Below are 15989 nucleotides of genomic sequence, written 5' to 3'. Positions count from 1 at the left end.
AAATTTGAATAAAATAGCCTGTTTTAAGGGAAACAAATGTTCTATTGAGTAACACAAAAGTTCTAAATATTAAATTTATGTTAAATTGGTGTTTATTTAAGTTATTGTTTTTCAGGTAATTGTGCTTTTTGTTATAGTTTCTTTTAGAAAAATTAAACTTGTTTTTTGTTTTATGAGAGTTAATAGAGTTACTAAAGTTTAAAAAAGTAAATAATTAAAGTATTTTAATTAAAGTTTAAATTATAGTATATGATTTTGCATTTTAAAGATGTTTTTTGCGTTTAAACATTTTACGGGTAAATTATAATAGTTATATGGTAATTGCAGTAACCATTTAAGGTAGTAAACATTTTAATTTTACGGCACCAAGCTAAACTTTAAAATGATGAAACATTATTACCTAATTTTTATTTTTTCCTTAATAATATTTAATTCAACAAAATTTAATGCTCAAACAGCAGGTTCAAGACCTAATGTTATTGTTATACTTGCAGATGATTTAGGTTATGGAGATGTTGGTTTCAATAGAGATGCCTACAGTAATACACACCCATTTCCTGCTGAGCGTGGTATAATACCAACACCAAATATTGATGCTTTAGCCAATAATGGTATTATTTGTAGAAATGCTCATGTAGCACATCCATTTTGCGGCCCAAGTAGAGTGGGGCTGTTAACTGGTATAATGCCACATAGAATAGGAGCACAGTATAATTTACCCAATGATAATACTACAATTTTAGGAGTGCCTACTAATGAAACATACTTTACAAATGTTATACAAGATGCCAATTACAATACAGCAGCTATTGGTAAGTGGCATTTGGGACATGAAAATGGCGCTTACCAACCTTTAGATAGAGGTTTCGATTATTTCTTTGGTATGTTAGGTGGTGGAAAGAATTATTTTGAAAATATTTATGAAGACGCCTATTATAATAGGTTGGGGGGAAGTAATCCTGTAACAAATGAATATCAAGATCCGCTTTGGCGAAATAGAGGTTACGTAGCTGAAAGTGAATTTAGTGATGCTCCTGAAGAAGATTATTTAACAGATGTACTTACTGATGAAGCTATAAATTATATAGCAACCAATGCACCTTCATCAGATCCCTTCTTTCTATATCTTTCATATAATGCACCTCATACCCCGTTACAAGCTCCAGCTGCAGAAATAGCGCAATTTAAAGCCGATAACCCAAATTTTAAATCTTTAGTAAACAATAGTGATTACATAAAAAATTCTAATCCGGTTACAAAACTACCTCCAGCAGAGCAACAAGCCAAAATTGATGAGTTAACTGAAGCTCGAATAACCTATGCAACAATGGTAGCCAATATGGATAAAAATATTGGTAGAGTTGTTGCCGAACTACAAAAAGATATGACTGAATTTAATAATACTGTCATCATCTTTTTAAGTGATAACGGCGGTTATACCTTTAGTAAAGGTGCTGTTAATTGGCCGTTAGATGCTTTAAAAGGTAGTGTTAAAGAAGGCGGTCATAAAGTACCTATGTTTGTACATTGGCCAGCTCAAATAGCATCAAACGCTGTATATGATTATCAATTAAGCGCTTTAGATTTATACCCAACGCTAGTAAATTTAGCAGGAGGTACAGTACCCGTAAATAAAACGCTAGATGGCGTAGATTTTATGGATGATTTAATTGCAGGAACCGATGCAAGACCAAGTGAATCTGTTATAATAATGAGACCACAAAACGGATTTCACAACGGAGGTGTTTCAAATGGAAAATGGAAAATTGTTAAAACCGCTAGTGGTGAGTGGAAATTGTATGATATTTTGAATGATCCTGGTGAAACTACAGATTTAAGAAGTACTGAGCCTAATGCAGAACAAATTATTCAGGATATGTTAGATGATGGTGTGGCCACAGTAGTAAACTTTAAAGATGTTAAACCACTTTGGTATGATAATGATGGTGATGGAAGCGGGCACCCGCATAGTTTTTTATGGAACGATGGTACATTACCAGGTTATAATAGATTATTTGAAAGTCAGCAATTACTATTAGAAAATGAAATAAGTCAAATTTCAATTGAAGGAGTTACAGATGCTGTTGAAGGTGAAGTAAATGGTATTTTTACAGTAAGCTTACCCGAAGGTGTTTTGGCTCCAGAAACTATAACCATAAATTACACAATTAGTGGAGAAACAACTAACGGTACAGATTATACAACATTATCAGGCACTGCAACTATTTTAAATGGTGAAAACAGCGTTGATATAGTAGTAGAAGCTACAGCCGATGGTTTAGATGAAACATCTGAAACCTTAACAATTACGTTGCAATCAACAAGTTATGGTACAGTAAATACAACGCCTGCAAGTATTTTTGTTTTAGATGCTATTGTGCCAACAACATTAACAGCTGGAGATATTGGCATAGTTGGTTTTAAAGCTGAAGGAACCAATAACGGGGCTGTTGCTTTTATGTTGCTTAAAGATATTTCGGCCACAACTAAAATATCTATATCAAACAGGTCGTGGGCAGGAACACAAGATGGATGGACTGGAAATTACAGTGTTGATGATATTTGGACGTGGACTGCTGGTGATGCTTTTAGCACTGGCGCTATTTTTGTGTTAGATTCTGATGGTCTTGTAAAACAAGTAACAGGAGGAGCGCAAATGGTAGTTGGAACAACATCACATGATCATACAGGTAAAGAAACTGAAAGTAGTGATGGTGATTTTGATATGGCTACTGCTGGAGACGGTATTTTAATTTTTCAAGTAGACCCTTTCATGTTGCCTACAGACCCAAACTCTAGTGTTTGGATAACTGGCTTAAATACCAATGGAGGTTGGGCTACAGGTGGAGGTAACACATTTTGTGCATTGCCAACAGCTTTAACAAACGGTGTTAATGCTAATGCAGTAGGAACAGATCAAGATAACGGCGTGTATACAGGAGCTTTGGTTGGTACACCTGCTCAGTTAAGGGCAAGTATTAATAATCCTTCAAATTGGATAACTTCAGAAACAACAAACTATAATTTATGGCCTTATAATGAAACTTCAGGTTCTGTCTCTGGCCAAATAGGCGCTTCGGGAACTTTAAGTATAAATTCAAAAAAGGCATCAGTATTAACTGTTTACCCAAACCCTTCACAAAATGTTTTCAACATCAAATTTAAAAGTGTAATAAACCATTTAAAAGCAGAGGTTGTTTCCTTAACAGGAAGGGTTGTTAAAATACTACAAAAAACTAATGTTAGTTCAGCTGAAATAAATGTGTCAAATCTTCAACAAGGTATTTATTTTTTAAGGTTATATCATGATGATAATGTAACTGTAAAAAAAGTGCTTAAAATATAATTTTATAATAAAGAGGTAAAAAAAGCTTGCATTTTACGCAAGCTTTTTTTGTGTTTTAATATGAGGTAAGCAATATAAATGTTTAGCTAGGTAATTTAGGTTAGGTTATGGGTAAATATTGTTATTCATAACCTCTTTTCATGGTGTAATTTTACGTTGATAAACTCAATTTAACATCTTGTTAACAGCAGTTTATATGTGTTTTCTGTTGAAAGCAAAAATTTAAACTTAATTAAAACAAGCTAATTAAACTTAAACAAATGAAAGTGAAAAACGTATTTATTACGAGAAAATTACTGAGCAATTTCATGCTTGTTGTTTTTCTATTTTTAAGTTGTGCTTTACTTGCGCAAACTGGAAAAATAACAGTGAAAGGTGTGGTTTCAGGTGAAGACGGAATGCCTATTCCTGGGGCTTCTGTAATTCTTGTTAAAAATGACAAAACAACAGGAGCGGTAACAGATTTTGATGGCAATTATACCATTGAAGCTACTATTGGTGATACCCTAAAGTTTAGCTATTTAGGTATGACAGCGCAAACATTAAAAGTTATTGGCACTGAGCTAAATGTTGTTTTAAAAGCCCAAGTTGATGAACTTGAAGAAGTAGTTGTAATTGGTTATGGTGCCGTTAAGAAAAAAGAACTAACTGGTGCTGTAACTCAAGTAAAGGGTGATGCTTTAGAAAAAATTGTTAGTGCAGATTTGGGTACGGCTTTACAAGGGCAGGCTGCTGGTGTTAATGTAGTGTCTTCTTCAACACCTGGTGGAGATTCTGAAATACTTATTAGAGGTATTACATCATTAGATAACAACACACCTTTGTACGTAGTAGATGGAATAGTTCAAGAAGGAGATCCAAGAATTCCACCAACTGATATTGAAACTATAGATATATTAAAAGATGCCGCATCTACAGCAATTTATGGGGCAAGAGGTGCAACGGGTGTTATAATTATTACAACAAAGCAAGGTAAACCAGGGTCTTTACAAGTAAGATATCATGGTAATTATGCTATACAGCGTAGGCAAGCAGCAGTACCTTTAATGAATTCGGTTGAGCAAACATATTTTGATGTTGTTACACAAAGAAATACAGGTGGCGCTTTTGATGATGAAGTAAGGTTACAACTTTTACAAAACCCTATTCAGTTTCAAAACGAAACAAATTTAAACGATATTATATTTAATCAAGATGTGCCAACGCAAACACACAACCTAAATATATCTGGAGGTACAGAAGATATTACATATAACGTAGCGCTTGGTTTTTTTGATCAAGAAGGTATACAAGTAAATTCTGCATACCAACGTTTTAATACGCGTTTTAATACAGTATATCAAAAGAATAAAATTAGAATACAATCTAGTTTAGCTTTTATACAGGATAATAGAGATATTCCTCAAGGAAATTTATTATCACAAGCTATTGTTTATAGGCCAACGCAAAATGGTTTAGATTTAGATAGTTTTGATGAGTTAGAACAAGGAGGTGATGATGTTAATAGGCTAGGATGGGTTTTAGAAAGTTTAAGAACTGAGCAAAATCAAAAAAGTGTAAGAACAAATGCTTCTTTTAGAATTGATTATGATATCGCTAAAAACCTAACACTTACAAGTAATATAGGCTTATCTGCTTTTAATACTTTTAGAAAAGATTATAGGCCTTACCAAGAAATTTTTAATAACCAAGGCATATTACAATCGCAACCTATAAATAGTTATATTGATAATAGAACAAGTTACAACAGATCATTAAATATTAATGCAGGTTTAACCTACCAAAAGGTTATAAATGATGACCACAAGTTAACATTTGCATTTTTTGTTGACAGAGAAAAATATCAAAACGAAGCTTTTAGAGCTAGACGTTTAGAGGCAACAAATCCAGATGCAAGAGTGTTAGATTTAGCTACAGGAGATCAAAGTGTATCATCTGGTTTTGATTATACAACAACAAGAATTGGTTCTATTGGGCGTGTGCTTTATGGTTATAAAGGCCGTTATTTATTAAGTGCAAGTGTGCGTAGAGATGGCTCATCATTAGTGTCATATTTAGTGTCACCTAAAAAACAATGGGGTACTTTCCCAGGAGTTTCATTTGCTTGGAACGCTTCAGATGAGGCATTTTGGGGTAAATATAAAAGAATTGTAAATAACTTTAAAGTAAGGTTATCTCATGGTACCATTGGTAATGATCGTGTTAGGCCGTATTCATTCATTCCTGGTATAGAACAAAATATTAATTATATAGGAAACTCTGGGTCTAATGATATTGTAAACTTAGGCTCAACTCAATTAGATTTTGCCAATAAAACTCTTAAATGGGAATCTACTACAACATCAAACGTTGGTATAGATTTAGGGTTCTTAAAAAACAAAGTTACACTTACTGCCGAGTATTATTACGCAGATAAAAAGGACATGTTGTTTCCTGTGTTTTTACCATTATCAGCAGGTGGAGGTAATAATGCGCAAGTAACCCTAAATGTGGGTAACATGATTAATAAAGGGGTAGAACTCTCAGCAGCATACCGCGGAAACATTGGTAAAGTTAGGTTTAATATGAACGGAACATTCTCAACCAATGAAAATGAAATCACTAAAATTAATGGCGATTCAGATTTTCAGTTAACCAATGATTTTGGTTTAGTGGGAAGAGCACCTCAACAATCTAGAGTTACAGCTTTAGCAACTGGGCATGAAGCCGGTGCGTTCTTTTTATGGAGAACTGATGGAATTATTGATACCGAAGAAAAATTAGCTGAATATCAGTTAATTGACAATAACGCAAGAATGGGTGATACCAGGTACATAGACCAAGATGGTAACGGTATTTTAGATGATAACGACCGCGTTTACAGTGGTAGTGGTTTACCAAAATATGAATTAGGCTACACCTTAAACCTAAATTATAAAAGTTGGGATTTTTCAATGAACTGGTACGCTGCCTTAGGACAAGAAATTATGAATGGTTTTGATGCCTGGGCTTATGGTTTTGGAAGACATAAAGATTTAATCTATCAATGGTCTGAAGCAAATCAAGATTCTCCAATTCCAGCGTTTAGAAATGATGTTAGAAGACATCCTAACTACCTAGGATATAGTGATTTTTGGTTAGAAGATGGCTCGTATTTAAGGCTAAGACAAGTGTCTTTAGGTTACGCAATACCTAAACGTAAAGTTGAAAAACTTGGCTTAAAATATTTGAGATTTTATGTAAGAACTCAAAACCCGCTAACATTTACTAAATACTCTGGTTACAACCCAGAAATTGGCGGAGGTATTGTATCAAGAGGTTTAGATAAAGATACAGGACCAATATCTATTCAATACCTATTTGGTATCAACTTAAACTTTTAGATAAAACTTTTATTTGTTATGAAACATATATTAATAAAATCAATAATACTAGTCTTTACAGTGAGTGCATTCTACTCATGTGCAGACAATGAGTTTTTACAAGAGCAAAACCCTAACATAATTGGGGTAGATCGTTTTTGGAGAAACTTATCAGAAACAAATGCCGGATTAAACACCGTTTATCAAACCATGTACCATCCTGCAGTATTAAACGTAATTGCCGAAACATTAAGATCTGATATGGGTTACCCTGGTTACGGCAGGCCAGTACCACAAAACACCGAAGATTTTTATCTACACACCTACAACGGTGGTACAAATGAAGTTATTGATAAATGGCAAACATGTTATCAAGGTATATTTAGAGCTAATCAAGTAATTGAGGCACTAACTAATATACAAGATAATACTGATAACCTAGAAGAATGGACTTCTCAAATGGCGCAGGCTAGATTTTTTAGAGGGCTATTTCATTACTATTTATACACAACTTTTAATGAGGGAAGCATCATAATTAGAGATAAAGTACCAGTAACTAATGAAGATTACGCAAAAGCATTATCACCTGCTCAAGATGTTATAAACTTTGTAAGAGAAGATTTAGAGTATGCCTACTCAAATTTATACAAAAAAGGAGAATACCCTAATGGAGATATAACTAGAGTAACATCTGGCGCAGCAGCAACAATACTTGGGCATTCATACCTACAAAACCTAGAGTACGCTAAAGCCATGCCTTATTTTGATGACGTAATTAATAATCATGGTTACCAGTTAGAATACGATTTAGATAAAATGTTTACCACAGCTGGTGAATTTAATAGCGAATCTATTTTTGAAATTAACTTTAGCATTATAGATGCCGATTTAACAAACGAAAGCAGATGGATAGGTGAAACAGGAACCAACTGGTTAAACCAACAAACCTCTAACACAAAAGGAGCTGTTGGGCCTGCGTGGATAGCACACGCATACAAAACAGAGCCTATGGATCCGCTTGATAATAGAAATTATTACATAGATCCAGACACTGGTTTAACATTACGAAATGTGCCATTAAGAGCATCATCAATGATAGCCCTTGTTGATGATACACAAACCACATATTATGAAGTACAAACCAGTGCATACAGTAGATTTCATGGTACAGCATGGGGTTTTGCTTGGTGGAAAAAATACACAAATCATGATATAGTTGCTTCCGAAGGTCAATTACCAACAGGTGCTTCAACATTATCAGAAAAAAATGTAGTAGTTAACAGGTTATCTGAAGTTATGCTAATGCAAGCAGAATGTAAAATTAAAACAGGAGATGTTGATGGGGCTTTAGAGCTTATAAATAATATACGTAAGCGTTGGGGGCTTGTATTACTTGGCGAACAAGGAGGCAATACCAACAGAACTTATGATGATGTTTCTTATAATGAAAGCACGCTAATGAGGCATTTAATGTATGTAGAAAAACCTTTAGAAATGTCAATTGAAGGACATGCAATCCGTTGGTTAGATTTTGTAAGATGGGAAAAATCCGATAACTATAGCTTTAAAGATAGGCTTAATGAATTAGCAAACACAGTGTTATATGCTGTTAACTTTAGTTATGTAAACGAAGAAGGTAATATTCAAACAAGGTTTAATTATCCTTCGCTAGTAAGTGAACAACCAGTAGGAGAACACATAGTAGTAGATTATGAGTATAACACTTCGGCATTAAACTACAATGAAAGTACTCAAAAGTACTATCCAATACCATTTGCCGAAGCTAATGCAAACCCAAACATAAACTAAAAAACACGTTATGAAAAACATTAATATATACATAATAATCTGTATAATTTTACTAGGCTTTACAAGTTGTGAAGAAAAAGAGTATGCAGATTTTACAGCACCTGATGAGTTGTCAGATGTTTCATGGCTAATAGGTACACAGCCATTTGTTAATGATCCGTTTAGTATAAATGTAGATACACAAGTACCTTTTCTAGATTTATCACAAGGTGCTTTAAGCCATGAATGGATTATAGAAGAGGGCAATAACTTTTTAAAAACAGGCTTTAAATCTCAAGATTCTATTTTTGATGCTTTTATTATGGAAGATGCAGGTTTATCTATAACAGATCCAAAAGCATTCGTGTTATTTAAAAATAGCGGAATTAATAAAGTAAGACTTTTAAATAAGTTTAAAGAAAAAGTAACCTATAAATCTAGCGAAGGAATTCTTGAGGCACACCAAGAAGGTGATTTTTGGGTAATAGACACCACATTTACTTTTGATGTATATGCTAAAATAAAACCAGCATTTTCAATTTTACAAGATGGCAATGAAATTTTAAATATTACTGGAGATGAAGAAATATCTTTAGAAGACGAAGCTTCATGGCCAACAGTAGAAATTGAAGCAGCAACCGGTTTAACTTATATTGATAATACAACCATAGGAAGACCCAATGGTACAACCTGGATAATTCCTGACGGTGTACCAAACCAAATAGGAGGCACAGAACGTGAAATTAAATTCTTTAAGTTAGGAACTTTTAATGCAGGTACCATTCGTTCATTAAGGTTAAATGAATTACCGCGTTATACTGCCGAAAAAGTAATTCCGTTAAAAGTAAAAGTAGTACAATCTACTCAACCATTTCAATTTGACGGAGCTTTAACTGAAGATGAAAGTGAAGTTATTCGTTTTAGAGTAAATGGAGAACTTGTACCATTTACAGGCGAAGAATCTAATTTCACAGTTAATGTAACCAACGCAGCAACAGGTTTTAATCAAGATATACCAGTAGCATCAGCTAGAGTTAGTGAAGAAAATGCTATTTTTTTAGAGCTGGTACTAACGGCACCTATTTATAATAGTGATGTTGTAACAGTATCATACAACGGAAATGGAGCCATTCAATCTGCCGATGAAAGAGTTCTGCAAGCCTTTGGGCCAGAAACAGTTGCAATGCATTTTGCAGGCAACATTATACCAGAAAAAGCGCATGCTAGTTTTGAAGAGCCAAGTGGCGCAGCTAACAGAGCATTTGCATTAAATTATTTTACAGGTAATAATAATATTTTAGGAGGAGGTAATTTTGCTTTTGAAAGAACTACAGAAAGAGCTTCAGATGGAATGGCTAGTATGAAATGGAGCACGCCAGCATCAAATCCATTCCCTAATGTTAACCTTTGGAGCTTTGGTTTAGCCAGAATAGCATCAATACCAGCCGGAACATATTTAATGTCTTATGATTTGTTTATAGAATCAGGTACTACCTTAAAAACTTTTAGAACAGAGTTTAACAAACCAGCATTTAGTCGTCAAATTTGGGATGTAGAAAATGAACCAAGAGGAGAGTGGATTACTGTTTCAAATGCAGTAACTACTGATGAGATAACACCAGCCATGAACTTACGATTTACCTTTAGACCACATGCTGCCGAAAACCCCGGTGTTACAGGTAATCAAGTAATGTATATAGATAATCTTCAATTTGTTGAATTAGAAGTAAGACCTTAAAAGTAAAAACATGAAAAAAATTATAAAAATATGTACAGTAATTGCAATAATATTAACAGTTGCAGCCTGTGATGAAGAAAGTAACTTTAAAGATTTTGATGCTGTTTTAACACCAGTTTACAGTTTAACAAACATTAGTAATGGTCCTTTTAAAATTAATATTTACAGAGAAAAGGCTTTAATTATAGAATATATTTCTGAAGTTAATGTTGTAAGCTACAAAACATCTAATTATCAAGATAATTCAACAGAAACCAGTTATAATATAGTTGTTACTAGAGTTTCTGAAGATGAAACACCTTCACAATCCTATGAAATAATAGCCGATAAAGCTACAGGTGAAGGTACTTTAACAATAAACGACGGTGCAGAAGTACACAATATTGTACTAAACGAAGTTGATGTTTATAATTAATACTTAAGTTGTAAAGCAATAGTAAGTATGTTATTTAGTTAGTTTGAAAAGGGTGAAATTAAAATTTCACCCTTTTTTTTATAGGTAATTTTAAACTTGAACAATAATTGAAATGAGTGGCTGTTAACAATTAAACAAGCTGTTAATGTGTTTCAGGTTTGCATAATGCATAATTAAAACAAGTAATATTGAATTTAAATTCTTTTTAAAAAGTGTTTTTTTAAGAGGTTTGGTTTTTCATATTAACAACCATAATAAGTTTATTAAATGTAGATACTAAGAGAATAATCTCCTATTTAACAACCATTAATATAAACAAACCTTAAAGAATAAAAAAAACGCCCCTTAAAAAGAGGCGTTTAAATTAAAGTATTTTTAAACTACTGAAGAAGTTATTGCTTTAAGAATTTTTTAGTTGAAACCCCATTCTTTGATGTTAACTTAACCAAATACATAGATTTGTTTAATGAAGAAACGTTAATTTGGTTAGTTACGTTGTTTTTTGTTAAAACAGATTTGCCTAATAAATCAAAAACTTCAACCTTGTTAATTGGTTCTTTTGTATTTAAATATAAAACATCTTTAACAGGATTTGGGTAAGCACTAAATTCAAAAGCATTTTTGCTGTTAGTTGATAAAATTTCAGATTGAGAAACCAGAATATTATCAACATGAACAGTGCCTCCATCTGTTATATCTCCACTATCGCTTCTTCTAAAAATAACTTGCCACTTTTGTAAAGTACCAGTCCAACTAGCATTTGTAATTTCAAAATTATATGTTTTAAAAACACCAACAGCATCTGTAGTAATGGCAATGTCGGCAGCATTAAACCAGTTGCCTCCAGCATCTCTAGCACGTATTCTTAATAAATTAACTTGGCTAGAGTTGTTACTTACTTTTAATTCAAAATGTTTGTAATTAGTATCTAAAGCTTCAACAGCAGCAGGGGCGTACATTATGGCATTATTAGTAGTTGTTGGCCATGTTATTTCTAATTCGCCATTGGGGTTATTTCCAAAAAAGGAAGCCCAAGGGCCTGTGCCACCACCACCTTGTGTCCAGCCTTCCCAAGTAGCACCATCAAAGGTGTATTCTAAATCTGCCTGTGCTTGCGTTTGGTTAATACCAAATGTTAAAAAAGTAGTAATTAATAAATAGTAAAATTTTCTCATAATATTAGTTTTGTGTATTGTTGTTAATACCTCCAAATTAATGGATGCTATTAGTTTTTTTTTACTCATAATTACCTTTAACCTACTCTAATTTATCTTGTTAAGTGTTTTGTAATAGCTAAAATGTTAAAATATTTTAGGTTTCCTTTTTAATTACTATCTTGTTGGTGTAAATAGCTTATTTTGTATTCAATTTTATCTCAAAAATCATATTTTTCGTGTTTATTAGGGTAAAAATGATTAATAAGTGTTAAAATTTCACATATGAAACTAGTTTTAAAAAATACCGCCAATTTTGTAAACAAAAGAATAAGTATTGTAAAAAAAGAGCAACCTTGTTTAGATTCTGCATGGCATTACCATCCAGAGTTTGAGTTGTTATACATATCAAAAAGTAGCGGTATTAGGTTTGTTGGAGATAATGTGTCGCATTTCTCATCAGGTGAACTGGTTTTAATAGGTTGTTACTTACCCCATTTGTATAGAAATGACCCTGCTTATTATGAAAAAGGAGGTGATTTAAAAGTGAAAACCATAGTAATGAAGTTTACCAAAAACTTTATGGGTGAAGGAACTTTTGATAACCCTGAATTTGCCGAAGTTGCTAAACTTCTAGATGAATCTAAATTTGGAGTGTTATTTGATAAAAGTGTAAGTAAAAAAATGCACGATGAAATTTTAGAAATAGTTCAATTATCAAAAGGAGAACAATCAATAAGGTTGTTAGATTTTCTATATAGATTATCGCAGGTTGAAGACAAAAAAACACTTTCATCAACCGATATGAGACAATTTTCAACTGAAAACCCAGATAGGTTAGATACTGTTATAAAGTATATTTCAGATAATTACATGAACACCATTTCATTAAGTGATATTGCAGATATTGCTTGCATGACAACAAACTCTTTTTGTAGATTTTTTAAAAAAATGACTAATAAATCATTCACTGAATTTCTTAATGAAATAAGAATAAGAAATGCGGCTCGAATGTTGGTACAAGAAAATTATCCAATATCCGAAGTATGTTTTCTTGTAGGGTATAAATCAATACCAAACTTTAATAAACAATTTAAGCAAATAATGGGCCAAACACCAAAAGCCTATAGGTACAAATTGTAGATAATAGCTTCTACTACTTCACAATAAAACATAGGTAAAATATCATATATAAAGGGTAAGTTAATTAAATAACTTAACCCTTTTTTTGTGTTGTTTTGTATACTTTAAAACAAAACGTTTTTTTATGATTAATTTGAGAAAAACACTGTTGTTAGCAAGCGTATTATTACTAATAACAAGTTGTAAATCAGTAAATAAATTAAATTTATCAGCACAACAAGTTTTGCCATTTTCAGATCAAGAAAATAATGGCAAATGGGTTTTAAATACAGATGTTAGTGACGAGTTTGATGCAGATGAAATAGATGAAAATCGTTGGTACATTGTTGGTAAGTTTAAAGACGGAAAGCCTTTTTATAAACACCCAGATTTCCCAAATAAAAAAGTTTGGAAAGGTAGAGCGCCTTCGCAATTTTCTGGTAAAAATTACCGCTTAGAAAATGGTAAGCTTAAGTTAGAAGCACGTTGGGAGCCAGATTTTCCGTTTAGTGATGAAATAAGAAAACCCGTATTTGGTGAAGCTTTGCCTTATGAAAACATAACAACAGCGTGTTTTATAGGTCGTAAATTTTTTAAATACGGCTACATTGAAATTAAAAGTAAAGCAGCCGATGCTCCCGTATCTAGCGCATTTTGGTCTATGGGTGATAGGTTAGAGTTTGATTTTTTTGAAACCTATGGTGGTACTATTAACCCCAAAAAAAAGCATTTAGATAACCAATTGTGGTGGTCTATTAGAGATTGGGATAAACCCGTAACAGGCAAACCCACTTATACAGAAAAGAAAGACGTTGGTTTTAAAATTGCAGATAATTGGCACGTTTGGGGTATAGAGTGGGATGCTAGTGGCGTTAAGTATTACATAGACGGTAAACTATTTTCTAAAGTTACAGCCAAAGAGGTAACTGCTTGGGTAAAAGAAAATAGAAAAAAAATAACCTTACCCGAAAATTATAATGGTTACGTAGCTACAAGGCCAATAAGTTTATGGTTAGATATGGAAATATTTCCTTGGAATGACATCCCAAAAAGCAAAGAAGAACTAGAGGCACATAGCCCTGAAAATAAAAAACATGATGGCGTTGTAGATTTTGAAATTGAATATGTTAGAGTTTGGCAAAAGCAATAACGTTAAGTAACTAAAACTAAATATTAACATTTAAAAAATTAAATTATGAAGAACATTTTAATAATAGCATTATTTATGCTAACAGCTACAGTAACATTTGGTCAGAACAAATGGCAGCAAAAGCTTATAAATCATTTTGTTGAAGCATCAGCTCAAATATATAACTTAAATCCAGATAAGAAAGAACAATTGTTAAATGCCAGAACAGCACTTATTGTTGGTTACTCAAAAGTTAATGCATTAAATGCAGATGAAAAAAAAGAAAAAGTAAAGCAGCTTAATAAAGATTTTCACAGCAAAATGATAAATATAACAGGTAAACCTTATAAAGAGTTACAGCCTTTTTTAACAAAAATGCGCGAAGAATTAAAAAATCTTAAATAAAAAACATATTTCAAAAATGAAAAAAGTGTCCGTTTTTGTAAAACTTACAGCATTGTCAATGTTGGTGTTTGTGTTTAATTGTAAAGCGCAAACCAATGCAGAAAAAACTGAAACATCAACACCAAAAAAGCCTAATATATTATTAGTTTTATGTGATGATTTAGGATATGCTGATGTTGGTTTTAATGGCTCAAAAGACATTAAAACCCCAAATATAGATGCCCTAGCAGCTAAAGGAACTATTTTTAATGATGCCTATGTGGCACATCCATTTTGCGGACCTAGTAGAGCTAGTTTGTTAACAGGTAGATACGCACATAAAATTGGCGCACAGTTTAATTTACCTACTGAAGGTGATGAAACTAAAGGTGTTGATGTTAGTGAAACCTATATAAGTAAGGTATTGCAACAAGCCGGCTATTACACGGGAGTAATGGGTAAATGGCATTTAGGTTTTCAAACAGAGTATCACCCAAACACTAGAGGTTTTGATGATTTTTACGGTTTTCTTGGTGGAGGCCACAAGTATTTTCCTAAGCAATTTAAAGAGGCCTACAATAGGCAAAAAGCTAATGGACAAGACTTTATTTGGGATTACCTTCGTCCGTTAGAACATAACGGAAATGAGGTTGATGAAACAGCGTATGTTACCGATGCTTTATCAAGAGAAACCATCCGTTTTATTGATGATGCTACAAAAAAAGATAAGCCGTTTTTTATGTATTTATCTTACAACGCGCCTCACACGCCTTTAGAAGCTAAAGAAGAAGATTTAAAATTGTTTCAAAATATAAAAGATAAAAAAAGACGTACTTATGCAGCTATGGTTTATGCTGTAGATAGAGGTGTGGGTAAAATTGTTGAAAAATTAAAACAAACTAATCAATTTGAAAACACACTTATAGTGTTTTTGAGTGATAATGGAGGTAAAACAGTGGCTGGAGCCAATAATTATCCTTTAAAAGAAGGTAAAGGTAGTGCTTTTGAAGGCGGTTTCCGTGTACCAATGTTTTTACACTGGCCAAACGTGGTGCCTGAAGGAAAAACATACAGTTACCCAATTTCAGCTTTAGATTTTTATCCAACATTTGCACATTTAGCTAATGCCAAAATACCCGAAGATAAAGCTTTAGATGGAGTAAACTTTTGGAGTCACTTTTTAAAAGACGAAAACCCAAGAAAAAATCAACCGCTATTTATAATGCGCCACAGAAAAGGTTTTAGTGATGTAGCAATTAGAAAAAACCAATGGAAAGCATTAAAGGTATACCAAAAGCCATGGCAGCTTTTCAATATTGAAAAAGATATAAGTGAAAATAATGATGTAAGCAAAACACATCCTGAAATTTTAAAAACTTTAGTAGAAGAAGGGAAAACCTGGAGCCAAAGCCACAAGCAACCGTTATGGTTTCATATTGAAAAAGAAGGGCAACAATGGCAAGCAGATAATATGCCTAGATTTAATGAAACATTTAAGCTAAATTAAAGTTATTGTATAATTTACTCAAACCTTTTAAAAAGTATTTTAAAGCTTAAAATGGATAGTTTTTT

Annotated in this window: 10 protein-coding genes; 9 read left to right on the top strand and 1 reads right to left on the bottom strand. The window is 32.7% G+C overall.

Annotated features, from left to right (window positions below):
* The first annotated feature begins 382 nt into the window (after positions 1–382).
* From ACYX4H_RS01280 to ACYX4H_RS01260, 5 genes are all read left to right on the top strand, one after another.
* Positions 383–3346 (top strand): sulfatase-like hydrolase/transferase, encoded by a 2964-nt coding sequence (locus tag ACYX4H_RS01280; RefSeq protein WP_476237411.1) that lies wholly within the window; start codon positions 383–385, stop codon positions 3344–3346.
* A gap of 260 nt (positions 3347–3606) precedes the next feature.
* Positions 3607–6708: a SusC/RagA family TonB-linked outer membrane protein gene (locus tag ACYX4H_RS01275; protein ID WP_476237410.1), complete on the top strand. Its 3102-nt coding sequence runs from the start codon at positions 3607–3609 to the stop codon at positions 6706–6708.
* Between the two features lie 18 nt (positions 6709–6726).
* On the top strand, positions 6727–8496 hold the full coding sequence (locus ACYX4H_RS01270) for a RagB/SusD family nutrient uptake outer membrane protein (protein WP_476237409.1): 1770 nt from the start codon (positions 6727–6729) through the stop codon (positions 8494–8496).
* 10 nt (positions 8497–8506) lie between these two features.
* Positions 8507–10213 (top strand): hypothetical protein, encoded by a 1707-nt coding sequence (locus tag ACYX4H_RS01265; protein ID WP_476237408.1) that lies wholly within the window; start codon positions 8507–8509, stop codon positions 10211–10213.
* Positions 10214–10223: 10 nt separating this feature from the next.
* The gene (locus ACYX4H_RS01260; RefSeq protein ID WP_475295375.1) at positions 10224–10628 is read left to right on the top strand and encodes a hypothetical protein; all 405 of its coding nucleotides are present in this window, start codon (positions 10224–10226) and stop codon (positions 10626–10628) included.
* 392 nt (positions 10629–11020) lie between these two features.
* On the opposite strand, the gene ACYX4H_RS01255 is transcribed toward ACYX4H_RS01260, so the two are convergent.
* Positions 11021–11803, bottom strand: coding sequence for a T9SS type A sorting domain-containing protein (locus tag ACYX4H_RS01255; RefSeq protein WP_476237407.1), 783 nt, complete (start codon positions 11801–11803; stop codon positions 11021–11023).
* A gap of 264 nt (positions 11804–12067) precedes the next feature.
* Here ACYX4H_RS01255 and ACYX4H_RS01250 point away from each other — a divergent pair, with 264 nt between their 5' ends.
* From ACYX4H_RS01250 to ACYX4H_RS01235, 4 genes are all read left to right on the top strand, one after another.
* Positions 12068–12925: an AraC family transcriptional regulator gene (locus ACYX4H_RS01250; protein WP_476237406.1), complete on the top strand. Its 858-nt coding sequence runs from the start codon at positions 12068–12070 to the stop codon at positions 12923–12925.
* A 124-nt stretch (positions 12926–13049) separates the two neighbouring features.
* Positions 13050–14054, top strand: a complete 1005-nt coding sequence (locus ACYX4H_RS01245) for a family 16 glycosylhydrolase (protein WP_476237405.1) — start codon at positions 13050–13052, stop codon at positions 14052–14054.
* 45 nt (positions 14055–14099) lie between these two features.
* Positions 14100–14438 (top strand): hypothetical protein, encoded by a 339-nt coding sequence (locus ACYX4H_RS01240; protein WP_476237404.1) that lies wholly within the window; start codon positions 14100–14102, stop codon positions 14436–14438.
* Positions 14439–14454: 16 nt separating this feature from the next.
* The gene (locus ACYX4H_RS01235; protein ID WP_476237403.1) at positions 14455–15924 is read left to right on the top strand and encodes a sulfatase-like hydrolase/transferase; all 1470 of its coding nucleotides are present in this window, start codon (positions 14455–14457) and stop codon (positions 15922–15924) included.
* Positions 15925–15989: the final 65 nt, after the last annotated feature.

Source organism: Seonamhaeicola sp. ABD4_340 (assembly GCF_056312135.1).
Note: the sequence above shows the minus strand (reverse complement) of the source record. Positions and strands in the feature narration are given on the sequence as shown.

Excerpts from the sequence above, each read along its gene's own strand:
- ACYX4H_RS01280 (WP_476237411.1), top strand. The coding sequence starts at position 383 with ATGATGAAACATTATTACCTAATTTTTATTTTTTCCTTAATAATATTT.
- ACYX4H_RS01275 (WP_476237410.1), top strand. The coding sequence starts at position 3,607 with ATGAAAGTGAAAAACGTATTTATTACGAGAAAATTACTGAGCAATTTC.
- ACYX4H_RS01270 (WP_476237409.1), top strand. The coding sequence starts at position 6,727 with ATGAAACATATATTAATAAAATCAATAATACTAGTCTTTACAGTGAGT.
- ACYX4H_RS01265 (WP_476237408.1), top strand. The coding sequence starts at position 8,507 with ATGAAAAACATTAATATATACATAATAATCTGTATAATTTTACTAGGC.
- ACYX4H_RS01260 (WP_475295375.1), top strand. The coding sequence starts at position 10,224 with ATGAAAAAAATTATAAAAATATGTACAGTAATTGCAATAATATTAACA.
- ACYX4H_RS01255 (WP_476237407.1), bottom strand. The coding sequence starts at position 11,803 with ATGAGAAAATTTTACTATTTATTAATTACTACTTTTTTAACATTTGGT.
- ACYX4H_RS01250 (WP_476237406.1), top strand. The coding sequence starts at position 12,068 with ATGAAACTAGTTTTAAAAAATACCGCCAATTTTGTAAACAAAAGAATA.
- ACYX4H_RS01245 (WP_476237405.1), top strand. The coding sequence starts at position 13,050 with ATGATTAATTTGAGAAAAACACTGTTGTTAGCAAGCGTATTATTACTA.
- ACYX4H_RS01240 (WP_476237404.1), top strand. The coding sequence starts at position 14,100 with ATGAAGAACATTTTAATAATAGCATTATTTATGCTAACAGCTACAGTA.
- ACYX4H_RS01235 (WP_476237403.1), top strand. The coding sequence starts at position 14,455 with ATGAAAAAAGTGTCCGTTTTTGTAAAACTTACAGCATTGTCAATGTTG.